The sequence below is a fragment of the Pseudonocardia lutea genome (genome assembly GCF_042658055.1).
Classification (GTDB): Bacteria; Actinomycetota; Actinomycetes; order Mycobacteriales; family Pseudonocardiaceae; genus Pseudonocardia; species Pseudonocardia lutea.
The window spans coordinates 6,418-25,252 of record NZ_JBHSQK010000060.1 but is presented as its reverse complement, the minus strand read 5'-3'; the positions used below and the strand labels follow the sequence as shown (position 1 = coordinate 25,252).

At 74.4% G+C, this 18,835-nt stretch carries 19 protein-coding genes; 11 read left to right on the top strand and 8 right to left on the bottom strand.

The genetic code is table 11. The features are described from left to right. Positions 1 to 263: 263 nt before the first annotated feature. Positions 264 to 986 (bottom strand): transcriptional repressor LexA, encoded by a 723-nt coding sequence (gene lexA, locus ACFQH9_RS22260; protein ID WP_379568526.1) that lies wholly within the window; start codon positions 984 to 986, stop codon positions 264 to 266. Positions 987 to 1,889: 903 nt separating this feature from the next. Here lexA and ACFQH9_RS22255 point away from each other — a divergent pair. The 4 genes from ACFQH9_RS22255 (at position 1,890) to ACFQH9_RS22240 (ending at position 7,313) form a co-directional block, all read left to right on the top strand. Further along, positions 1,890 to 2,279, top strand: a complete 390-nt coding sequence (locus ACFQH9_RS22255; protein WP_379568524.1) for a LysM peptidoglycan-binding domain-containing protein — start codon at positions 1,890 to 1,892, stop codon at positions 2,277 to 2,279. A 742-nt stretch (positions 2,280 to 3,021) separates the two neighbouring features. Beyond that, positions 3,022 to 3,216, top strand: a complete 195-nt coding sequence (locus tag ACFQH9_RS22250; protein WP_345383606.1) for a hypothetical protein — start codon at positions 3,022 to 3,024, stop codon at positions 3,214 to 3,216. A 579-nt stretch (positions 3,217 to 3,795) separates the two neighbouring features. Next, on the top strand, positions 3,796 to 4,299 hold the full coding sequence (gene nrdR, locus ACFQH9_RS22245; protein WP_379568522.1) for a transcriptional regulator NrdR: 504 nt from the start codon (positions 3,796 to 3,798) through the stop codon (positions 4,297 to 4,299). Positions 4,300 to 4,433: 134 nt separating this feature from the next. Beyond that, entirely contained in the window at positions 4,434 to 7,313 is a 2,880-nt protein-coding gene (locus ACFQH9_RS22240) for a vitamin B12-dependent ribonucleotide reductase (RefSeq protein ID WP_379568520.1), read from the top strand. 204 nt (positions 7,314 to 7,517) lie between these two features. On the opposite strand, the gene ACFQH9_RS22235 is transcribed toward ACFQH9_RS22240, so the two are convergent. Then, a complete protein-coding gene (locus tag ACFQH9_RS22235) occupies positions 7,518 to 8,522 on the bottom strand; it encodes an alpha/beta fold hydrolase (RefSeq protein ID WP_379568518.1) in 1,005 nt (334 codons plus the stop codon). 121 nt (positions 8,523 to 8,643) lie between these two features. Between ACFQH9_RS22235 and ACFQH9_RS22230 the strand changes: the two genes are divergently transcribed. Then, entirely contained in the window at positions 8,644 to 9,102 is a 459-nt protein-coding gene (locus ACFQH9_RS22230) for an NUDIX hydrolase (RefSeq protein WP_379568516.1), read from the top strand. A 186-nt stretch (positions 9,103 to 9,288) separates the two neighbouring features. Beyond that, on the top strand, positions 9,289 to 10,266 hold the full coding sequence (locus ACFQH9_RS22225) for a pirin family protein (protein WP_379568514.1): 978 nt from the start codon (positions 9,289 to 9,291) through the stop codon (positions 10,264 to 10,266). A gap of 3 nt (positions 10,267 to 10,269) precedes the next feature. Here ACFQH9_RS22225 and ACFQH9_RS22220 read toward each other — a convergent pair whose 3' ends face one another. Continuing rightward, the gene (locus ACFQH9_RS22220) at positions 10,270 to 10,482 is read right to left on the bottom strand and encodes a helix-turn-helix domain-containing protein (protein WP_379568512.1); all 213 of its coding nucleotides are present in this window, start codon (positions 10,480 to 10,482) and stop codon (positions 10,270 to 10,272) included. 238 nt (positions 10,483 to 10,720) lie between these two features. Between ACFQH9_RS22220 and ACFQH9_RS22215 the strand changes: the two genes are divergently transcribed. From ACFQH9_RS22215 to ACFQH9_RS22195, 5 genes are all read left to right on the top strand, one after another. Beyond that, positions 10,721 to 11,416 (top strand): transglutaminase-like domain-containing protein, encoded by a 696-nt coding sequence (locus ACFQH9_RS22215; RefSeq protein WP_379568510.1) that lies wholly within the window; start codon positions 10,721 to 10,723, stop codon positions 11,414 to 11,416. Positions 11,417 to 11,448: 32 nt separating this feature from the next. After that, the gene (locus ACFQH9_RS22210; protein WP_379568508.1) at positions 11,449 to 12,519 is read left to right on the top strand and encodes an MBL fold metallo-hydrolase; all 1,071 of its coding nucleotides are present in this window, start codon (positions 11,449 to 11,451) and stop codon (positions 12,517 to 12,519) included. Between the two features lie 71 nt (positions 12,520 to 12,590). After that, positions 12,591 to 13,487 carry a hypothetical protein gene (locus ACFQH9_RS22205; RefSeq protein WP_379568506.1) on the top strand — a complete coding sequence of 299 codons (897 nt, stop codon included), beginning with the start codon at positions 12,591 to 12,593 and terminating at the stop codon, positions 13,485 to 13,487. Positions 13,488 to 13,719: 232 nt separating this feature from the next. Further along, complete coding sequence (locus ACFQH9_RS22200; RefSeq protein WP_379568504.1) at positions 13,720 to 14,208, top strand: DUF3145 domain-containing protein; 489 nt, start codon at positions 13,720 to 13,722, stop codon at positions 14,206 to 14,208. Positions 14,209 to 14,265: 57 nt separating this feature from the next. Then, positions 14,266 to 14,811 (top strand): hypothetical protein, encoded by a 546-nt coding sequence (locus ACFQH9_RS22195; RefSeq protein WP_379568502.1) that lies wholly within the window; start codon positions 14,266 to 14,268, stop codon positions 14,809 to 14,811. A gap of 39 nt (positions 14,812 to 14,850) precedes the next feature. Here ACFQH9_RS22195 and ACFQH9_RS22190 read toward each other — a convergent pair whose 3' ends face one another. The 5 genes from ACFQH9_RS22190 to ACFQH9_RS22170 all read right to left on the bottom strand — a co-directional run. Further along, a complete protein-coding gene (locus tag ACFQH9_RS22190; RefSeq protein WP_379568500.1) occupies positions 14,851 to 16,089 on the bottom strand; it encodes a beta-ketoacyl-[acyl-carrier-protein] synthase family protein in 1,239 nt (412 codons plus the stop codon). Positions 16,090 to 16,167: 78 nt separating this feature from the next. Further along, on the bottom strand, positions 16,168 to 16,410 hold the full coding sequence (locus ACFQH9_RS22185) for an acyl carrier protein (RefSeq protein WP_037052399.1): 243 nt from the start codon (positions 16,408 to 16,410) through the stop codon (positions 16,168 to 16,170). Positions 16,411 to 16,455: 45 nt separating this feature from the next. Continuing rightward, on the bottom strand, positions 16,456 to 17,445 hold the full coding sequence (locus tag ACFQH9_RS22180) for a beta-ketoacyl-ACP synthase III (protein ID WP_379568498.1): 990 nt from the start codon (positions 17,443 to 17,445) through the stop codon (positions 16,456 to 16,458). After that, the gene (locus ACFQH9_RS22175; protein ID WP_379568496.1) at positions 17,442 to 18,371 is read right to left on the bottom strand and encodes an ACP S-malonyltransferase; all 930 of its coding nucleotides are present in this window, start codon (positions 18,369 to 18,371) and stop codon (positions 17,442 to 17,444) included. The genes ACFQH9_RS22180 and ACFQH9_RS22175 overlap by 4 nt, the downstream gene beginning before the upstream one ends. A gap of 151 nt (positions 18,372 to 18,522) precedes the next feature. Beyond that, the coding region (locus ACFQH9_RS22170; RefSeq protein ID WP_379568494.1) for a PucR family transcriptional regulator at positions 18,523 to 18,835 on the bottom strand (313 nt) is incomplete at its 5' end.

The window sequence follows — 18,835 nt, the reverse complement described above, 5'->3', positions numbered from 1 at the left end:
CGCCGCCGCGCCCGCTGGGCCCGCAGCGGCGCCGCCGCCCGCGGCCGTGCCGCCGGAGCCCGCCCCGGAGTGGCTGCCCGCCGCGATCGGGGTCGGGGCCGCCGTCGTCGTGCTGGGCCTGGCCGCGGCCGCGATGGCATGGCACGGGCGGCGACGGTCCCGCGTGTGACGAGCCCGCCGAGGTGCTCACGGCGCGTCCGGACGACCCGGTCGTGCGCACCGCCCTCCGGCCCGGCTCCCGGTGGGGAGGGGTGTCCGGGGCGTCAGAGCCGCCGGAGCACCGCGACGACGCGACCCAGGATGGTCGCCTCGTTGCCGTCGATCGGCTCGTAGGCCGGATTGGCAGGCATCAGCCAGACCTGCCCGTCCGCGCGCTTGAAGGTCTTGACCGTCGCCTCGCCGTCGATCATGGCGGCGACGATCTCACCCTGCTCGGCGACGGGCTGCTGGCGCACCACGACCCAGTCCCCGTCCGTGATGGCGGCCTCGACCATCGAGTCGCCCTTGACGTGGAGCAGGAAGAGGGTGCCCTCGCCGACGATCTCGCGCGGCAGCGGGAACACGCTCTCCACCGCCTGCTCCGCCAGGATCGGCCCGCCGGCGGCGATGTTGCCGAGCAGCGGCACGAACGCCGGGGCCGGCCGCTCGGCCCGGACCTCGGCCGACTCGGCGCCGTCGGACTCCTCCTCCGGGCTGCGCACGTCGACCGCGCGGGTCCGGTTGGGGTCGCGCCGCAGGTAGCCCTTCCGCTCCAGCGTGCGCAGCTGGTGGTGCACCGACGAGGTGGAGGTCAGCCCCACCGCGTCGCCGATCTCCCGGACGCTCGGCGGGTAGCCGAAGCGCTCCACCCAGTCCCGGATCACCTCGAGCACCTTGCGCTGCCGGGGGGTGAGGCCCACCGGGTCCGCCGGCGGGTCCGGGAAGGCGCGCACCTGTCCGGGCTCCCGGCCGGTCTCGCCGGCGCCGCCGGACTCGTCCCGTGCCATCTGCCTGCCGCCTCCTCGTGTGCCTGTCTCGTGCTCCGTGCCGTGCCCTGCTCCGTCCCCGGGCCCGTGCCGGCACGCACGATCCGGGCGGACCCGCCCGTGCGGGGTCCGGTCGCCTCGCCCGGCTCGCCCGGTCGCGTGCCCGCTCCCGCGGTGCGTACTCCCGGGTGCGGACGCGGAACCGGATCCGGCCCCGGCCGGGGCCCCGACGGCCCGCCCGGGTGCCCCGCGCGATCCGTCGGTTTCGGACGGTAGTCCTGATCCGGCCGATCGCCAAACACATGTTCGAACGACACGCCGATCGTGTCGGCGCGAACCCGTGACGTGCCGTCGCGGCAGTGGTACAAAGTCGCACGGGTGTTCGATTCGAACATGTGTGCGAGATCTGCCCGCTGAGCGGCGTGGACGAGGCGGAAGGGGTCGGCCGTGGACGGCGCGGGGATCGCGGAGGGCATGGTGGACGGGCGGCCGGCCGGTGGACGGGGCCGTGCGCGGATCGGCGGCGGTTCCGGTGTGTCGCGCGGACGCGGCGTGGTCGAGGGCGCGTCCGCCGCCCGGAGGGGTGGGCGGGAGTGGTCCGCGGGCACCGCCGAGGCCCGGCGTCGAGCCGTCGGCGCACGGACGTCCGTGGACGGGCGGCAGGAGGCGGGGCTCTCCCGTGGGCCGCGGCCGGTCCGCCCGGCCGGTACCTCCCGCCCGGTCCGGTCCGTCGCTCCGAGGCCCCTGAGGGGCGCCGAGCCGGTGGCGCGGCGCGGTTCCGTCGAGGTCCTCGGCGCCGGCGGTGTCGTCGTGCCGCTCCGCGCTCGCTCGCGGGCCCGCTCGTGGGCCGCCGAGGCGGGGGAGTCGTCGCGGCTCCGGCCGACGCCTCGGCCGGTCCTCGACGACGGGGGGCCCGGTGTGGCCGTGGCGGGGGCCGACGGGCGGTCGCTGCGGGTCTCCGTCGGCGGGCGTTCCGCACCCCGCGTGCTGCCGCGGGCCGTGCCCGCGGCGCGGTACCGCCTGCGGCGCGCGGTGGCGGCCGTCGCCCTCGCGGTCGTCTCCGCCGCGGTCGTGGTCGGACTGGGGCTCGTGGCAGGCGCGGCCGGGGAGGCGCACGCCCGGGCGGCCGTGCCGTCGGGCACCGCACTCGTGACCGTGCAGCCCGGCGAGTCGGTGTGGGAGGTCGCGCGGCGGGCTCCCGCCGTCGGAACGGCGGGAACCGACGCCGTCGTCGAGCGGATCGCCGCGGACAACCGCCTCCCCGTGGACGCGGCGCCGCTGCCCGCCGGGCTCGTCCTGCGCGTGCCCGCGTGAGGCGCCGGCCCGTCGTGACCCCGGTCACGGCTGGCACCGGTTTTTGTCGGTGGTGGTTGATAGGAATCGCACACGCGTTCGACCGGTGGTCCGGGCATCCGGCTCGGGCGGGGTCGGCGCGGAGGTGGGGGAGGTCGTCATGGACTCCAGGAGTGCGGCAGTGGTCGAGCTGCCGGGCGGCCCGGGCGCCGGAGCACCGTCCGCGCGGCGGACCGAGCGGGAGGCGGAGCTGCAGGCCGCGCCGGTGTCCGAGCCCTCGGCCGAGCCCTTGGCCGAACCCGTGACCGAGCCCGTGACCGAGCCCGTGACCGAGCCCGTGACCGAGCCCGTGACAGAGCCCGTGACAGAGGGGCGTCCGGGTGCCCGCCGGCCGCGGGCCGCGGGTCGCGGCCCGACCCACGGCCCGATCCACGGCTCGACGCACGGCTCGACGCACGGCTCGACGCACGGCCCCGGTCCCACCCCGGCCCACGGCGCGGCGCGCGGCGCCGGTGGGGTGCCGCGGGGCGACCGGAGCCGCTCGGGAGCCGCGCCGGAGCGGGTCCTCGGGGCGTACACCTCAGGGGCCCGGGCCTCGGGAACCCGCCCGTGGAGGAGGAGCCGGGCGTGGGAGGGCCCCGCCGCGGAGGTCGGGGTGTCGGGGGCTCGTGTGCGGCTGGCCCGACCGACGGACGGTCCGGTGGTGGTCCCGGGGTGCCGGTCCGTGCCACGGCCCCGTCCGGCCCTCGCCGACTCGCGTTGCGTGGCGCCTCGGCGCCCCCGCCTCTCGCCGCTCTCCCGGCTCTCCCGGTACGAGCGCACCGGTGGGGCGCGGCGGCTCGCCGGCGAGGCGCGGACCGGCGTGGTCGACCGCGCGTTGGCGGTCGTGGCGGTCGCGCTGGCCTCGGCCACGGTCGTGGTCGTCCTCGGTCTGCTCGCCGACCTCGCCGCGCGATGAGCGGCCGCCCGGGCGGGCGGGGCCGGGGGTCGGCGCGCGCGGCGCGACCGACCCGGGGAGCCGGCGAGCGACTCGGCCGTCGAAGCGGTCCCGGACGCGTCTCCTGTGGAGGCGCCTCGTGGGGGAGTGCGGGGAACTCCCGAGGGCGTCGGGTGGCCCTGTGAGTGGTCCGCGTCGCCGGTCCGGCACCGTGCGTGGCGGCACATCCGACACGCCGATCATGGCGACACGCCGGCGCGTTCAGGCCGGCACGTTCCCCGCAGTTCATCGGCGTGTCGCCGATGCGGCGAACGGTCCGGCCGGCACCCCGTGTCGTGCGGGCCCGTCCACGGCGTCGCCGGAAGCGGGTGTGACCTGCGGACCGTCACGGGGTGTCGCCAGCCGGCCACCGGGGCACCCGGGGACGGGGCGGCCGCGGTGGTCGTGAGAGGTTCCGTCCCGATCGGGGGAAGTCCGCTCGACCCGCCGCAATGAGATGGCGCGACCCCTACATGTTGTGGTTACATCCGTGTCGTTCGCCCACAGATTGGGTTTGGCGCAGGTCAGACTCACGGGCGCGTCGAGTCGGGGGAGGTCCGCATGCGGTGCCCGTTCTGCCGTCACACGGACTGCAAGGTGATCGACTCCCGCGAGGTCGACGAGGGCGCGGCGACCCGTCGCCGCCGCTCCTGCCAGGCCTGTGGGAAGCGTTTCACCACCGTCGAGGAGCCCGTGCTCGCGGTGCTGAAGCGCAGCGGCGTCACGGAGCCGTTCAGCCGCGAGAAGGTCGTGGGCGGTGTACGCCGCGCCTGCCAGGGCCGGCCGGTCGACGAGGACGCGTTGCAGAAGCTCGCGCACCGCGTCGAGGAGGCCGTCCGGGCGGGCGGGACCGCGGAGATCCCCAGCCACGAGGTCGGGCTGGCGATCCTGGGTCCGCTGAAGGAGCTCGACGAGGTCGCGTACCTGCGCTTCGCGAGCGTGTACCGCTCCTTCTCGTCCATCGAGGACTTCGAGAAGGAGATCGCCGATCTGCGGAGGGCGGCTGCCGGGGAAGCAGCCGACCGGCGGGATCGGGCCGGTCGGGGCGCGAGGCCGACCGGGTAGGGGTCCGCGAGGGACCAGTGGGGCCGACCCGGACTACGGAAGTCGAGCCGACCCCGATCTCGCACGCAGGACACCGTCCGTCGCCCCAGCCGGCGGAGGGTGCAGCACAGGGCCGGATGCGAATGAGGGAGAGCATGACGGAGACCGTCGGGGCGGAGTCCGCCGGGAGCGCCGGGAGCACCGCAGGCGCCAAGGGCACGTCGGGGGGAGCGGGTCGCGGTCGGGCCGGCAAGGCCGGCAAGCAGGGCGTCAGGCGCGGCCTGACCGTCGAGCGGCTCCACACCACGCCCGGGGTCCACCCGTACGACGAGGTGACCTGGGAGCGCCGCGACGTCGTCATGACGAACTGGCGCGACGGCAGCGTGAACTTCGAGCAGCGGGGCGTCGAGTTCCCCGACTTCTGGTCGATCAACGCCACCAACATCGTGACCAGCAAGTACTTCCGCGGCGCCGTCGGCTCCCCGCAGCGCGAGTCCAGCCTGCGCACACTGATCGACCGGGTCGTCGGGTCCTACCACCGCGCCGGCGTGGAGCACGGCTACTTCGCCACGGACGAGGACGCGGAGATCTTCGCCCAGGAGCTGACCTGGATGCTGCTGCACCAGGTGTTCAGCTTCAACTCGCCGGTGTGGTTCAACGTCGGTACCGCCTCGCCGCAGCAGGTCAGCGCCTGCTTCATCCTCTCGGTCGACGACACCATGGAGTCGATCCTGAACTGGTACCGCGAGGAGGGCCTGATCTTCAAGGGCGGCTCCGGCGCCGGCCTCAACCTCTCGCGCATCCGCTCGTCCAAGGAGCTGCTGTCCTCCGGCGGCACCGCCTCCGGCCCCGTCTCCTTCATGCGCGGCGCCGACGCCTCCGCGGGCACCATCAAGTCGGGCGGCGCCACCCGGCGCGCGGCCAAGATGGTCGTGCTCGACGTCGACCACCCCGACATCGAGGAGTTCGTCCAGACCAAGGCCAAGGAGGAGGCCAAGATCCGCGTCCTGCGGGACGCGGGCTTCGACATGGACCTGGGCGGCTCCGACATCACCTCGGTGCAGTACCAGAACGCCAACAACTCGGTCCGCGTGACGGACGAGTTCATGCACGCGGTCGAGGGCGGCACCGACTTCGGGCTCCGCTCCCGCACCACCGGCGAGATCATCGAGCGCACGGACGCCCGGACGCTGTTCCGCGGCATCGCCCGGGCCGCCTGGGAGTGCGCCGACCCGGGCCTGCAGTACGACGACACGATCAACGACTGGCACACCTGCCCCGAGTCGGGCCGGATCAGCGCGTCGAACCCGTGCTCGGAGTACATGCACCTGGACAACTCCAGCTGCAACCTGGCCTCGCTGAACCTGCTCAAGTTCCTGGGCGAGGACGGCCGGTTCGACGCTCCGCGCTTCGCCCGCGCCGTCGAGCTGATCATCACCGCGATGGACATCTCGATCTGCTTCGCGGACTTCCCGACGGAGCCGATCGCGGAGACCACGCGCAGGTTCCGCCAGCTGGGCATCGGCTACGCCAACCTGGGCGCGCTGCTGATGGCCACCGGGCACGCGTACGACTCCGAGGGCGGCCGCTCGCTCGCCGCCTCGATCACCTCGCTGATGACCGGCGCGGCCTACAAGCGCTCCGCCGAGCTCGCCGGCGTCGTCGGCCCGTACGAGGGCTACGCCCGCAACGCCGAGTCGCACCAGCGCGTCATGCGCAAGCACGCCGCCGCCAACGACGGCTACCGCACCTTCCCGGCCAGCACCGCGATCCAGAAGCTGGCCACCATCACCTGGAAGGAGGCGCTGGCCGCGGGCGAGAAGAACGGCTGGCGCAACGCCCAGGCCTCCGTGCTGGCCCCCACCGGCACCATCGGCCTGATGATGGACTGCGACACGACCGGCATCGAGCCGGACCTGGCGCTGGTCAAGTTCAAGAAGCTGGTCGGCGGCGGCTCCATGCAGATCGTCAACCAGACCGTGCGCCGGGCGCTCGACCAGCTCGGCTACCAGGCCGAGCAGGCCGAGGCCATCGTCGAGTACGTCGCCGAGCACGGGCACGTGGTCGACGCCCCGGGCCTGCGTCCGGAGCACTACGAGGTCTTCGACTGCGCCATGGGCGAGCGCTCCATCGCGCCGATGGGACACGTGCGGATGATGGCGGCCGTCCAGCCGTTCCTGTCCGGCGCGATCTCCAAGACGGTCAACATGCCCGAGGCCGCGACCGTCGACGACGTCGAGAAGATCTACCTCGAGGGCTGGCGGCTCGGCCTCAAGGCGCTCGCGATCTACCGCGACAACTGCAAGGTCGGCCAGCCGCTGTCCGCGGGCAAGAAGGCGCGCGAGGAGGAGAAGGCCGAGCCGGAGGTCGTCGTCGAGCAGCGGCCGGTGCGCAAGCGGCTGCCGAAGAAGCGCCCGAGCCAGACGGTGTCCTTCACGGTCGCCGGTGCCGAGGGCTACCTCACCGCCGGCAGCTACCCGGACGACGGGCTGGGCGAGATCTTCGTCAAGCTCGGCAAGCAGGGCTCGACCCTGGCCGGTGTCATGGACGCCTTCTCCATGTCGATCTCGGTCGGCCTGCAGTACGGCATCCCACTGGAGTTCTACGTCTCGAAGTTCTCCAACCTGCGCTTCGAGCCGGCGGGCATGACGGACGACCCGGACGTCCGGATCGCCACCTCGGTGCTGGACTACCTGTTCCGCCGCCTGGCGCTCGACTACCTCCCCTACGAGAAGCGGGCCCAGCTGGGCATCTTCTCCGCGGCGGAGCGGGCGTCGCAGGTGGAGCAGGACTACGGCTCGGCCGATGTGGACCTCGACGCCGTACGGTCCAGCGTGGACACCACCCCGCTGCCGGCCGAGCCGGCCGGTGTGGACCCGGCGCCGGTCGAGGTCGGCAGCTCCACCGAGCTGCTGGAGCTGCACCTGGGCAAGGCGGCCGACGCGCCGCTCTGCCTCACCTGCGGCACCAAGATGCGCCCCGCCGGCTCCTGCTACCTCTGCGAGGGCTGCGGCTCCACCAGCGGCTGCAGCTGACCCGGAGCGACGGACGGCCCCGTTCCCGCACGTCGGGAGCGGGGCCGTCGGCATGTCGCGCACGAAGGAACCCTCATGCGATTTCGCGTCTCCGATCAGCGTTGTGGAACCATAACGCTGCTCGAGGGGCGCTCTGCTCGCGTGAGGGAACCACGAGGGCGATTTCTCGACCCCGCTGAACGCGTCACGGATCCATGACGCGGGTCAGGTGGCGGAGCGCCGGGCGGAGGGTTCGACCGGGGCGACGGTGTCCGGGGTGGCACGCAGGAGCTGGCGCCATTGTTCCGGGCTCCAGCGGGCGGGTTCGGTGCCGCCGAGGAACTCCTCGAGCAGGCCGACGAACCGCTGTGGGTCGGTGTGGAAGGGGAAGTGCCCGGCGTCGGGGAAGATCTCCAGCCGGCTGCCCGGCATCGCCTCGTGCGCGCGGTGTCCGTGCTCGACGGGCACGATCGCGTCGTGGGCGCCCCAGACCAGCAGCGTCGGCATGCCGCGGGTGAGGTAACACCGGTCGAGCATCGTCACGACCTGGCCGCGCCAGTCGACGACCGCGCGCAGGGTACGGATGAAGGCCGCGCGGGAGGTCGCGTCGGGCAGGGCGTCGACCACGCGGAGCATGTCCGGCGCGTCCCGGCCGAGACCGGTCCCGAGCACCCGCAGCGCCTCGACGACCATCCCGACCTGCCGGCGCATGGTCGGTAGGCGCAACGCGTGCAGGGCGGCCGCCGCGCCGGGCAACGTCATGGCCCGCAGCACCGGGTTGACCTCGGGACCCGCGCCGCCGCTGCCGACCAGCACCAGGCGCTCGGTGCGGTCGGGGAACTGGTAGGCGAACTGCATCGCGACGCCGCCGCCCAGGGAGTGCCCGACGAGCGTCGCGCGCCGGATCCCGAGCACACCGAGCAGGTCGCGGACGCCGTTGGCGTAGGCGGCGACGGAGTAATCGGCGCGCGGCTTGTCCGAGCGGCCGTGGCCGAGCAGGTCGGGGGCGATCACGAGGTGGTGCCGCGCGAGCGCGGGGACCACCGGCTCCCAGGTCGCGGAGCTGTCGCCGATGCCGTGGATCAGCACGACGGCGGGCCCGGATCCGGCGACGCGGAAGGCGCGCCGGTAGCCGTGGACGGTGCGGAAGCGCAGGTCGGCGTCGCGCGGCGGGACGGCGCCGAGGCGGCCGCCGACCGAGCGGACGCGTGGGCGGACCGGAACGGTCATGGGCGTCACCTCTCACGGGCTCGCGTCGGGTGTGACGCTAGGCGCGCGGCGTTACCGCCGTGTTGCCCTGACGTGCAGTGACCGGATCCCGCGACGGGCCGGCGGGTTCTACGGTGGATCGGTGACCCCGCGCTACCAGCTCGTGCCCGCCGCCTACGTCGTCCTGCGCCGCGATCCCGACGAGATCCTGCTGCAGCTGCGGCGGAACACCGGCTTCCGCGACGGCTTCTGGGCCACGGCCGCGGCCGGCCACGTCGAGAAGGGCGAGTCCGTGCTCGCGGCGGCGGTGCGGGAGGCCCGGGAGGAGCTGGGTGTCGAGATCGCGGCCGCGGACCTGCAGCCATTGTCCGCGATGCACCGCACGGAGGCGACCGGCGACCCGATCGACGAGCGCGTCGACTTCTTCTTCACCTGTCGCCGCTGGACCGGCACGCCCCGGCTGCTGGAGAGCGCGAAGGCCGCGGACCTGGGCTGGTTCCGGCTGGACGCCCTGCCCGATCCCGTCGTCCCGCACGAGCGCGCGGTGTTCGAGGCGCTGCGCGGCGGCGGACCACCGGCGATCACGACGCACGGGTTCTGACCGCACGCGGGGCCGGGATCGGTGCACCGGCGCGCCGGTACCGACTCACCCCGCTCCATCACCGCGTCGTGGTCCTCCTCGGCCAGCTCGTCGACCACCGCCCTGAGCTCCCTCGACGTCAGCTCGACGGCGTCGTGGTGCGTGTCGGAGCGTGCCCGTATCGTCACGTTCCGGGGGGTGATCGGGATGAGCGACGTGACGGCCGATCCGCGGGTCACGGTGTGCGGGTCGCGAGCGACCGGCGGGCCGGTGAGCGAGCTGCTCGAGCCGCGCCGGGTGCCGCTGGGGGAGGGCACCCAGGTGCGCCGGCTGCTGCCGAGCCTGGGCCGGCGCATGGTCGGGGCGTGGTGCTTCGTCGACCACTACGGGCCGGACGAGATCGCGGCCGAGCCGGGCATGCAGGTCGCCCCGCATCCCCACATCGGTCTGCAGACGGTGAGCTGGCTGCTCGAGGGGGAGGTGCACCACCGCGACTCGCTGGGCAGCGACGTGCTGGTCCGCCCCGGCGAGCTCGGGCTGATGACCGCGGGCCGCGGCATCGCGCACTCCGAGCAGTCCCCGGACCCGCACTCGCCGCTGCTGCACGGCGCCCAGCTCTGGGTCGCGCTGCCGGGGGAGGAGCGCGCCGTCGCGCCCCGCTTCGAGCACCACGCCGACCTGCCGCAGGTCACCGCGCACGGCCTGCGCGGCACCGTCCTGCTGGGCCGGCTCGGTGAGGCGCTCTCCCCGGGCCGGGTGCACAGCCCGCTCCTGGGGGTCGACGTCCGGCTCGCGGCCGGCGCGGCGAGCGCGCTGCCGCTGGAGCCGGACTTCGAGCACGCGGTCCTCACCGTCTCCGGCGCCCCGGAGGTCGACGGCCGCGTCGTGTCCCCCGGCACCCTGCTCTACCTCGGCACGGGCCGGCGGGAGGTGCCCCTGCGGGCCGGACCGGAGAGCCGGTTCCTGCTGCTCGGGGGCGTGCCCTTCGCCGAGCAGCTGGTCATGTGGTGGAACTTCGTGGGGCGCAGCGGCGAGGAGGTCGCCGAGGCCCGGGCCCAGTGGCAGGCGGAGATCGCCGGGGGCGCCGACCACCGCTTCGGCGCCGTCACCGGGTACGAGGGTCCGCCCCTGGCCGCGCCCGCGCTGCCCCCGACCCCGCTCCGACCCCGGGGACGCGAGCGCTGACGGTCAGCCCGCCTCGTACCGCGCGGCGGCGATCAGCTCCTCCACCGCGCTCGTCTGCACCCGGAAGGAGCGGCCGAAGCGCACCGCCGGCAGCTCACCGCTGTGCACGAGCCGGTACACGGTCATCTTGGACACACGCATGCGCTCCGCCACCTCGGCCACGGTGAGGAACGGAGCGCCGATCACGTCCGGGTGGTCCCGATCCCCTGCAGCCATGCCGTGCGCCCTCCGTGCCCGTCGGCGCCGTGCCCTCGTCCGGGCCCGGCGCGCTCACCTGTGGTGTTCCCGTGCGGAACCCTAGACGACCCAGGGTCACCGTCCGGGTGGTTCGGAGTGTCCCGAACGAGTGGAAACGGTGCATCTCGCAACGGATCGTCACCAATGATGAACGGAGGGTGCTCACGCGGGCGTCGTCACACACGGCGAGGGCGGGCGAGCGCCTACCCTGCGACGGGTGAGCACCACCGCCGATGCCGCTGCCGACGCCGTCGATCCCGTCCTCCCGGAGCACCTCGCCTCCGGGGGCTTCGTCGACTCCGACTCGCCCGAGGTCCGCGCCTTCGCGGCCCGCGCCGCCGGCGCGGCCACCGATCCGGTCGAGGTGGCTGCGCGCCTGTTCGAGGCCGTGCGGGACGAGATCTGGTACGACCCGCACCACCTGTCCACCGATCCCGCCGACTACCGGGCCAGTGCGGTCGCCACGGCGCCGAGCAACTGGTGCGTGCCGAAGGCGGTGCTGCTCACCGCGGTGGCGCGCGCCCGCGGGATCCCCGCCCGGCTGGGTTTCGCCGACGTCCGCAACCACCTGACCACGCCGCGGCTGCGCGAGCGGATGGGCTCGGACGTCTTCGTCTTCCACGGCTACACGGACCTGCACGTGGAGGGCCGCTGGGTGAAGGCCACCCCGGCGTTCAATGCCGAGCTGTGCGCCCGCTTCGGGGTCTCGCCCATCCCGTTCGACGGCCGCACCGACGCCCTCATGCACGAGTTCTCCGGCGACGGCAGCCGCTACATGGAGTACGTGCACCACCGGGGCGTGTTCACGGACCTCCCGCTCGACCTCGTCCTCACCACCTTCGACGAGTTCTACGGGCGGGGCCGGATGACCGGCGGGACACGGGGTGCGGAAACCGACACGTTCGTCCGCTAGAAATGAACGATCGTTCGACTAGTATGCCTCGGGTGGTAGCTCCGACCGTCACCGACGACGACCCGAGCCTCTCCGGCGGCGACTGGACCGAGTCCGGCGTGTTCCGCGTGGCGGAGGGCGTCTACCGGATCCCCCTCCCGCTCCCGAACGACGGCCTGCGCGCGGTCAACGTCTACGCCGTCGCCGACGAGCGCGGGGGCGACCCCGGCTGGACGCTGGTCGACTCCGGGTGGGCGCTCGAGGAGGCCCGCGACCTGCTCGAGAAGGCCATGCGGGCGCTCGGCTCGGACCTGCGCGAGGTGCGCCGGTTCCTGGTCACCCACTCCCACCGCGACCACTACACCCAAGCGGTCACCGTGCGGCGCGACTTCGGCACCGAGGTCCTGATCGGCGCCGGTGAACGGGTCAACCTGGAGCGCGTGATCGACCCCGACCACGCGGAGTCGCAGAACTCCGTGCCGCGGCTGCGCCGGGCCGGGGCGGCCGCGCTCGCGGACGCGATGGAGCGCGCCGGCCGCGACCACGTCCGCGACATGAGCGGATGGCTCCTGCCCGACGGCTACCTCGAGGACCGCAGCACGGTCGTCGTCGGGGAGACGCGGACCCTCGAGGTGATCGAGACCCCCGGGCACACCCGCGGGCACGTCGTGTTCGCCGACGAGGCGAACGACCTCCTGTTCGCCGGGGATCACGTCCTGCCCCGGATCACCCCGTCGATCGGCCTGGAGCCGGTGCCGACGGGGAGCCCGCTGTCGGCCTTCCTGGCCTCCTTGCAGCTGGTCCGGGAGCGGCCGGACGCCGCGCTGCTGCCCGCGCACGGGCCGGTCGGACGCCGGGTGCACGAGCGGGTCGACGAGCTGCTGGCTCACCACGGCGCCCGGCTCGACGCCTCGCTGGCCGCCGTCCGGGAGGGGCGGCACACGCCGTACCTGGTCGCACAGGCGCTGCCGTGGACGCGGCGGAACCACGCGCTGGCCGACCTGGACCGGTGGAACGCGATGCTCGCGATCCTGGAGACGCAGCACCATCTCGAGGTGCTCGTCGAACGGGGGGCGCTCACCCGGACGGAGCACGAGAACGTGTTGCACTACGACCTCGTCTGATAGGCCGTATGGCGCAGGACACGCCGAGCCCGTTGGGCCACTCGGGGTAATTCACCCCGTACTCTGCGTGCATGCTGTCCATCCGGGGCGTGCTCGGCGGCGTCGTGGCGACCTCGCTCGCCACCGGCCTCGCCGTCGGCGCCGGGACCGGGGGTGAGGCGGCCGCCCCGCCGCCGGCACCCGTGCCGGTGTGCGCCGAGACGGGGCCGTACGCGCCGCCGCCGCCGGACAGCGTCGGCACCCCAGCCGGCCTGCGGCTCTGTTCCGTCCGCGCCGCGCTGGAGGTCCGGACGCCCGGTGCCGTGCTCGACGGGCTCGACCTCACCGGCGGCGTGGTGGTCGCGGCCCCCGGCGTGGTCGTCCGGCGCAGCCGCATCACCGGGGACGGCACCACCGCGGCCGGGGTGTGCACGCTCGAGGGCGGCTCGGTCCGGATCGAGGACACCACGCTGACCGGTGAGTTCACCGACGCCGCCGTGGACGGGCCGGACTGGGTGGCCGAGCGCATCGAGATGGCCGCGGTCCGGGCCGACGGCGCCCGGCTCGGGCCCGGCGCCACCCTGCGCAACAGCTGGCTGCACGACTTCGCCCCGCGGCCCGGCCGCGCGGTCGACGCGATCACCCTCGCCGCGCCGGAGGGTGACGTGCTGGTGGAGGCGAACCGGGTCCGGCTCGGTACCGGTCCCGGCCTCGGCAGCGCCGTGCTGGTCGACCCCACCGAGTCGGCGCGGCACGAGAGCGCCGACGAGCAGCGGCCCGAGCGGCGGGGCCCGGTGGTCGTCCGCGACAACGAGCTGGGCGGCGGCGAGTACACGCTGCTGCGCGACGCGGCCGCGGCGCCGCTCGCCGTCCTGCGGATCACGGGCAACCGGTTCCACCGCGACGCCGGCGCCGCACCGCTGCGGGTCCGGGGCGCCGCGGAGCTGCGGGACAATTTCTTCGTCGACGGGGGAGAGGTGCGCCGGTGAGCGTTCCCGACACACGGACGCGCGCCCTGGCGCGCCTACTCGATCGACACTCCCGAATGCGTGCGACACGCCGCAGCCACCGACCAGTGCTGGCAGACGGGAGCGGGATCGGGCAGAGTGATCACGCACAGTTCCATCCCGTCCGGGCCGAAGGACCCGGAACGCCGGCCGACGCCGACGACCGTGGACGTAGGGGAAGACGATCCACGTCTGTCAGAAGCGGAGGTCTGCAGTGAGCACACGCGGCGTGGTCCACGTCCACTCGTCGCCGACTGCGGTCTGCCCGCACGTCGAGTGGGCGGTGTCGGGCGTCCTCGGGACACGGGTGACGCTCCAGTGGAGCGCGCAGCCGGCCGTACCCGGTCAGCTGCGCGCCGAGTTCAGCTGGACGGGGCCGGTGGGCAGCGGCGGCGCCCTCGCCGGCGCACTGAGAGCGTGGCCGATGCTGCGCTTCGAGGTCACCGAGGAGCCCAGCACGGGCGTCGACGGTCAGCGGTTCTGCCATGTCCCGGGGCTGGGGCTGTGGACGGGCCGGATGAGCGCGAACGGCGACGTGCTGCTGGGTGAGGACCAGCTGCGGACCATCATCGCCGACGGACCCGCGTCGAAGCTCGCCTCGCGCATCTCCGACGCGCTCGGTGAGGCGTGGGACGCCGAGCTGGAGGCGTGCCGGTTCGCGGGCGACGGCGCACCGGTCACCTGGTTGCACCAGGTCGGCTGACGAGCCGGTCGCCGGGCCTGCTCCGTCCGGAGCAGTGTCGTGGGGCAGACTGCCACCGTGCGGAACGCGGTGGCGGTCGCGACGGCGGGGGCGCTCGCGCTGGTGGTGGTCGCGGCGGCGGCCGCGGCCTGGCTCGTCGGCGGACGGGCCTTCGAGGCGGGGGCGCCCACGCACGCGCCCGCCGCGCCACCGGCCACCGGAGCGGGACCCGCGACCGTCGAGCTGAGCGCCGACACCCTGAGGCACCCGCAGCATCTCGCCGTGCGCGAGCGGCTGCAGGCCTACTTCGACGCGATCAACGCGCGCGACCACGCGGCCTGGGCGGCCGCCGTGACCCCGGAGCGGGTCGCCGCGCAGCCCGCCGAGAGCTGGCTGGCGGGCGTGCGCAGCACGCAGGACGGGACGATCCGGGTGGACCGGATCGAGGCCGCGCCCGGCGGGGTGGTGGCGCTCGTGCGCTTCACGAGCACCCAGGACCCGGCCGACGCGCCCGCGGACCTCAGGGTGGGCCGCATCTGCTGGCGTGCCGCGTTCCCGATGACCGGCGCCGGCCTCGCGATCGGCGCCGGGTCGGCGGGGAGCACGCTCTCCCGGCCCTGTTGACGGCCCCGTCGAGCGGGCGCCGTCGCGGAAGGGTCGGACCTACTTGGTGAACAGCAGGCTGGCGTTGTGGCCGCCGAAGCCGAAGGAGTTGTTCACCGCGGCGGTGAGCTCCATCTTTCGCGGCTCGCCCGCCACGACGTCCAGGTCCACCTTCGGGTCCTTGTCCTCCAGGTTCAGCGTGGCCGGGATGATCCCGTCCCGCACCGAGAGCAGCGCGATCAGACCCTCGACCGCGCCCGCGCCGCCGACCAGGTGGCCCATGGACGCCTTCGGCGCGGTGAGCACCGGGTGGTCCCCGAGCGCCTTCCGGATCGCGTTCGCCTCGCCGACGTCCCCGACCACGGTCGACGTCGCGTGGCAGTTCACGTGCCCGACGTCGGTGGGCTCCAGGCCCGCGGTCCGGACCGCGTTGAGCATCGCCCGGCCCTGCCCGCCGCCCTCGGGGTCCGGCCCCGTGATGTGGTAGGCGTCCGAGGTCAGCCCGATGCCGGCCAGGGTGCCGTGGACCGTGGCGCCCCGGGCCTCGGCGAACTCGCGCCGCTCCAGGACCAGCACGCCCGCGCCCTCACCGAGCACGAACCCGTCCCGCCCGGTGTCGAACGGCCGGGACGCCTCCTGTGGCGCGTCGTTGCGCTGCGAGAGGGTGCGGGCCTGGACGAACCCGGCGACCGTGATCGGCGCGATGCAGGCCTCCGCCCCACCCGCCACCACGACGTCGACCTCGCCCGCCTTGAGCAGCCGCCACGCCCACGCCATCGCCTCGGCGCCGGTCGCGCAGGCGGACGCGGGGGAGTGCACCCCACCCTTCGCGCCGATCTCCAGGGAGATCAGCGCCGCGGGCCCGTTGGGCATCAGCATCGGCACGACCAGCGGCGAGACCTTGCGCAGACCGTCGGACTCCAGCAGGTCGTCCTGGTCCAGCAGGGTGGTCACGCCACCGATCCCGGTGCCGACGATCACCGCCAGCCGGGTCGGGTCGACCTTCGGCTCCTCGCCCTTCTCGACGGCCAGGCCCGCGTGCGCCCACGCCTCCCGCGCCGCGATCACCGCGACCTGCTCGGCGCGGTCCATCCGGCGGGCCTGCACGCGCGGCAGGACCTCGGAGGGCTCCACGGCGAGCTGCGCGGAGATCTTGACGGGCAGGTCGTGCTTGTCCACCCACTCACCCGTGGTGTGCCCCACGCCGGACTTGCCGGCGAGCAGGGCGTCCCAGGTGGAGGCGGCGTCCCCGCCGAGCGGGGTCGTCGCGCCGTAGCCGGTGACGACGACGTCGGTCATGGATGGCCTTTCTGGCGAGCGGGCGGGCGGCGGAGGGGCCGCGTGCGGAGGGTGGACCCGGCGTGCGGGTCCTCCGCGCTACTGGTTCTTCTCGATGTACGAGACGGCGTCGCCGACGGTCTTGAGCTCGGCGAGCTGGTCGTCCGGGATCTTCACGCCGAACTTGTCCTCGGCCTGCACGGCGATCTCGACCATCGACAGCGAGTCGATGTCGAGGTCGTCGACGAAGGACTTCTCGGCGGTCACCTCGGCGGTGTCGATGCCGGCGACCTCCTCGACGATCTCGGCGAGGCCGGACAGGATCTCGGCGGTGTCAGCCACGGGCGTGCTCCTTCGGGATGGGTGTGGATCGGTCAGGGGGACAGCTCACGGGACGCGCACGACCTGACCGGCGTACGACAGCCCCGCGCCGAAGCCTACGAGGAGGGCTGTCTCGCCGGAACGGACGCTCCCCGCAGTGCGCATGTGGTCGAGCGCCAGGGGGATCGACGCGGACGAGGTGTTGCCCGAGTGGACGATGTCGTCGGCCACGCGCATGTCCTCGCGCGCGCCCTCCTTGCGGAGCTTCTTGGCCACGGCCTCGATGATCCGCAGGTTCGCCTGGTGGGGCACCAGCACGTCGATGTCGGCGGGCGTGAGCCCGGCCTTGGCGATCGCGTCGAGCGCGACCGGGGCGATCCGGGTGGTGGCCCACCGGAACACCGCCTGGCCGTGCTGCCAGAGCTTGTTGGTGCTCTCCTCGAGGATCCGGATCGTGGCCGCCTGGTCGCCCGCGGAGCCCCAGGACACCGGCCCGACGCCGACCTCCTCGGGGGTCTGCGCGCCGGTGACCACGGCCGCACCGGCCCCGTCGGCGAAGATGATGCACGTCGACCGGTCGTCCCAGTCGACCCAGTCCGAGAGCTTCTCCGCACCGATCACCAGGACGTTGCGCGCCGAGCCCGCGCGGACCAGGTCGGCCGCCGCGCCCAGGCCGTAGCAGAACCCGGCGCAGGCGGCGTTGAGGTCGAAGGCGGCGGGCGCGCTGATCCCGATCCGGTCCGCGGTCTGCGCGGCGGCGTTCGGGATCGGCGCGGTCATCGTGCAGGTGGCCACGATGACGGTGTCGACGTCCGCGGGGGTCAGCCCGGAGTCCTTCAGCGCCCGCGAACCGGCCTCCACGGCCATGTCGACGAGCGACACGTCGTCCTGCGCGACCCGGCGCTCCACGATGCCGACCCGGTCGCGGATCCACTGGTCGTTCGTCTCCACCCGCTGCGCGAGGTCGTCGTTGGTGACGACGTGCTCGGGCTGGCTGCTGCCCAGGCCGATGATGCGGGCACCCGGGACGGCCGCCGGGAGCCGGAACGTCGTCATGCGTGCTCCTCGATGAGCGCGACGGCCTTGTCCAGGTCGTCGGGGGTCTTCAGCGCCAGGGTCGTGACGCCCTTGAGGTCGCGGCGGACCAACCCGACCAGGGTTCCCGCCGGAGGCAGTTCCAACACCGCCGTCACGCCCAGTTCGCCGAGCGTCGCCATGCAGGAGTCCCAGCGGACCGGGCGGGTCACCTGGGCGACGAGCAGGTCGAGCGCGGCGGCGCCGCCCTTGACCACCGAACCGTCGGAGTTGGTGAGCAGCGGGCGGGCGGGGTCGGCCGGGCTCAGCTCGGCGGCCGCGGCGCGGACGGCGTCCTCGGCCGGGGCCATGAAGCGGGTGTGGAAGGCCCCGGCGACGGGCAGCACCGCGGCCCGGCGGGCGCCCTCCGGCGGCTCCTTCGCCAGCTCCTCGATCGCGGCCTGCGGGCCCGCGGCGACGATCTGGCCGGCCCCGTTGCGGTTGGCGGGGTCGAGGCCGAGCGCCTCGAGCCGGGCCAGCACCCCCGACTCCTCGCCGCCGAGGACGGCGGCCATGCCGGTCGGCTCCAGCGCGCAGGCGTCGGCCATCGCGCGGCCGCGGATCGCAGCCAGCCGCACGGCGTCGTCGGGGGTGAGGACGCCGGCCACGGCGGCGGCCGCGAGCTCGCCGACCGAGTGGCCCGCGGTGGCGGCGGAGGCGGGCAGGGCGTCGGGGACGGCACTGGCGAGCCGGGCGGCGGCGAGCAGCGCGTTGACGACGACCAGCGGCTGGGTCACCGCGGTGTCCTTGATCTCGTCGGCGTCGGCGGTGGTGCCGAGGCGGGCGAGGTCGAGCCCGGTGGCCTCCGACCAGGCCGCCACGGTCTCGGCGGCGGCGGGGTCGTCCAGCCAGGGGGCGAGCATGCCGGGGGACTGCGACCCCTGACCGGGCGCGAGCAAGGCGATCACAGGGCTACAGCCAACACGGCGGCGACGGCGAACGGAACACCGCCACGCACGACGTTGGCCACTGCGATTTGTGGGTTTCCTCCAACGGGCGGCGCGCTACCCGCCGGTCACCTCGGCGCGGGCCGACCATCGTGTGGAGGGTTCGGCCAGGTCAGGGCGGGGTGAGCGGGCTCGCGGGGGCGGCCAGGCGACCCGCGAGCAGGCCGGTGCGGAGCACCAACGCGTCGCGGGGGTCCGAGGGCGAGCGGCCGGTGAGTTCACTCACGCGCCGCAGCCGGTACCGGACCGTGTTGGGGTGCACGAACAGTGCGCGGGCGCAGGCCTCGAGCGCGCTGCCGCCCTCCAGGTAGGCGCCGAGGGTGCGCAGCAGCTCCCCGCCCGCGGCCTCGAGCGGCGCCACCACCGACTCCACGAGCAGGCGCAGCGCGGCGGGATCGCCGGAGACCGCGCGCTCCGGGAGGAGG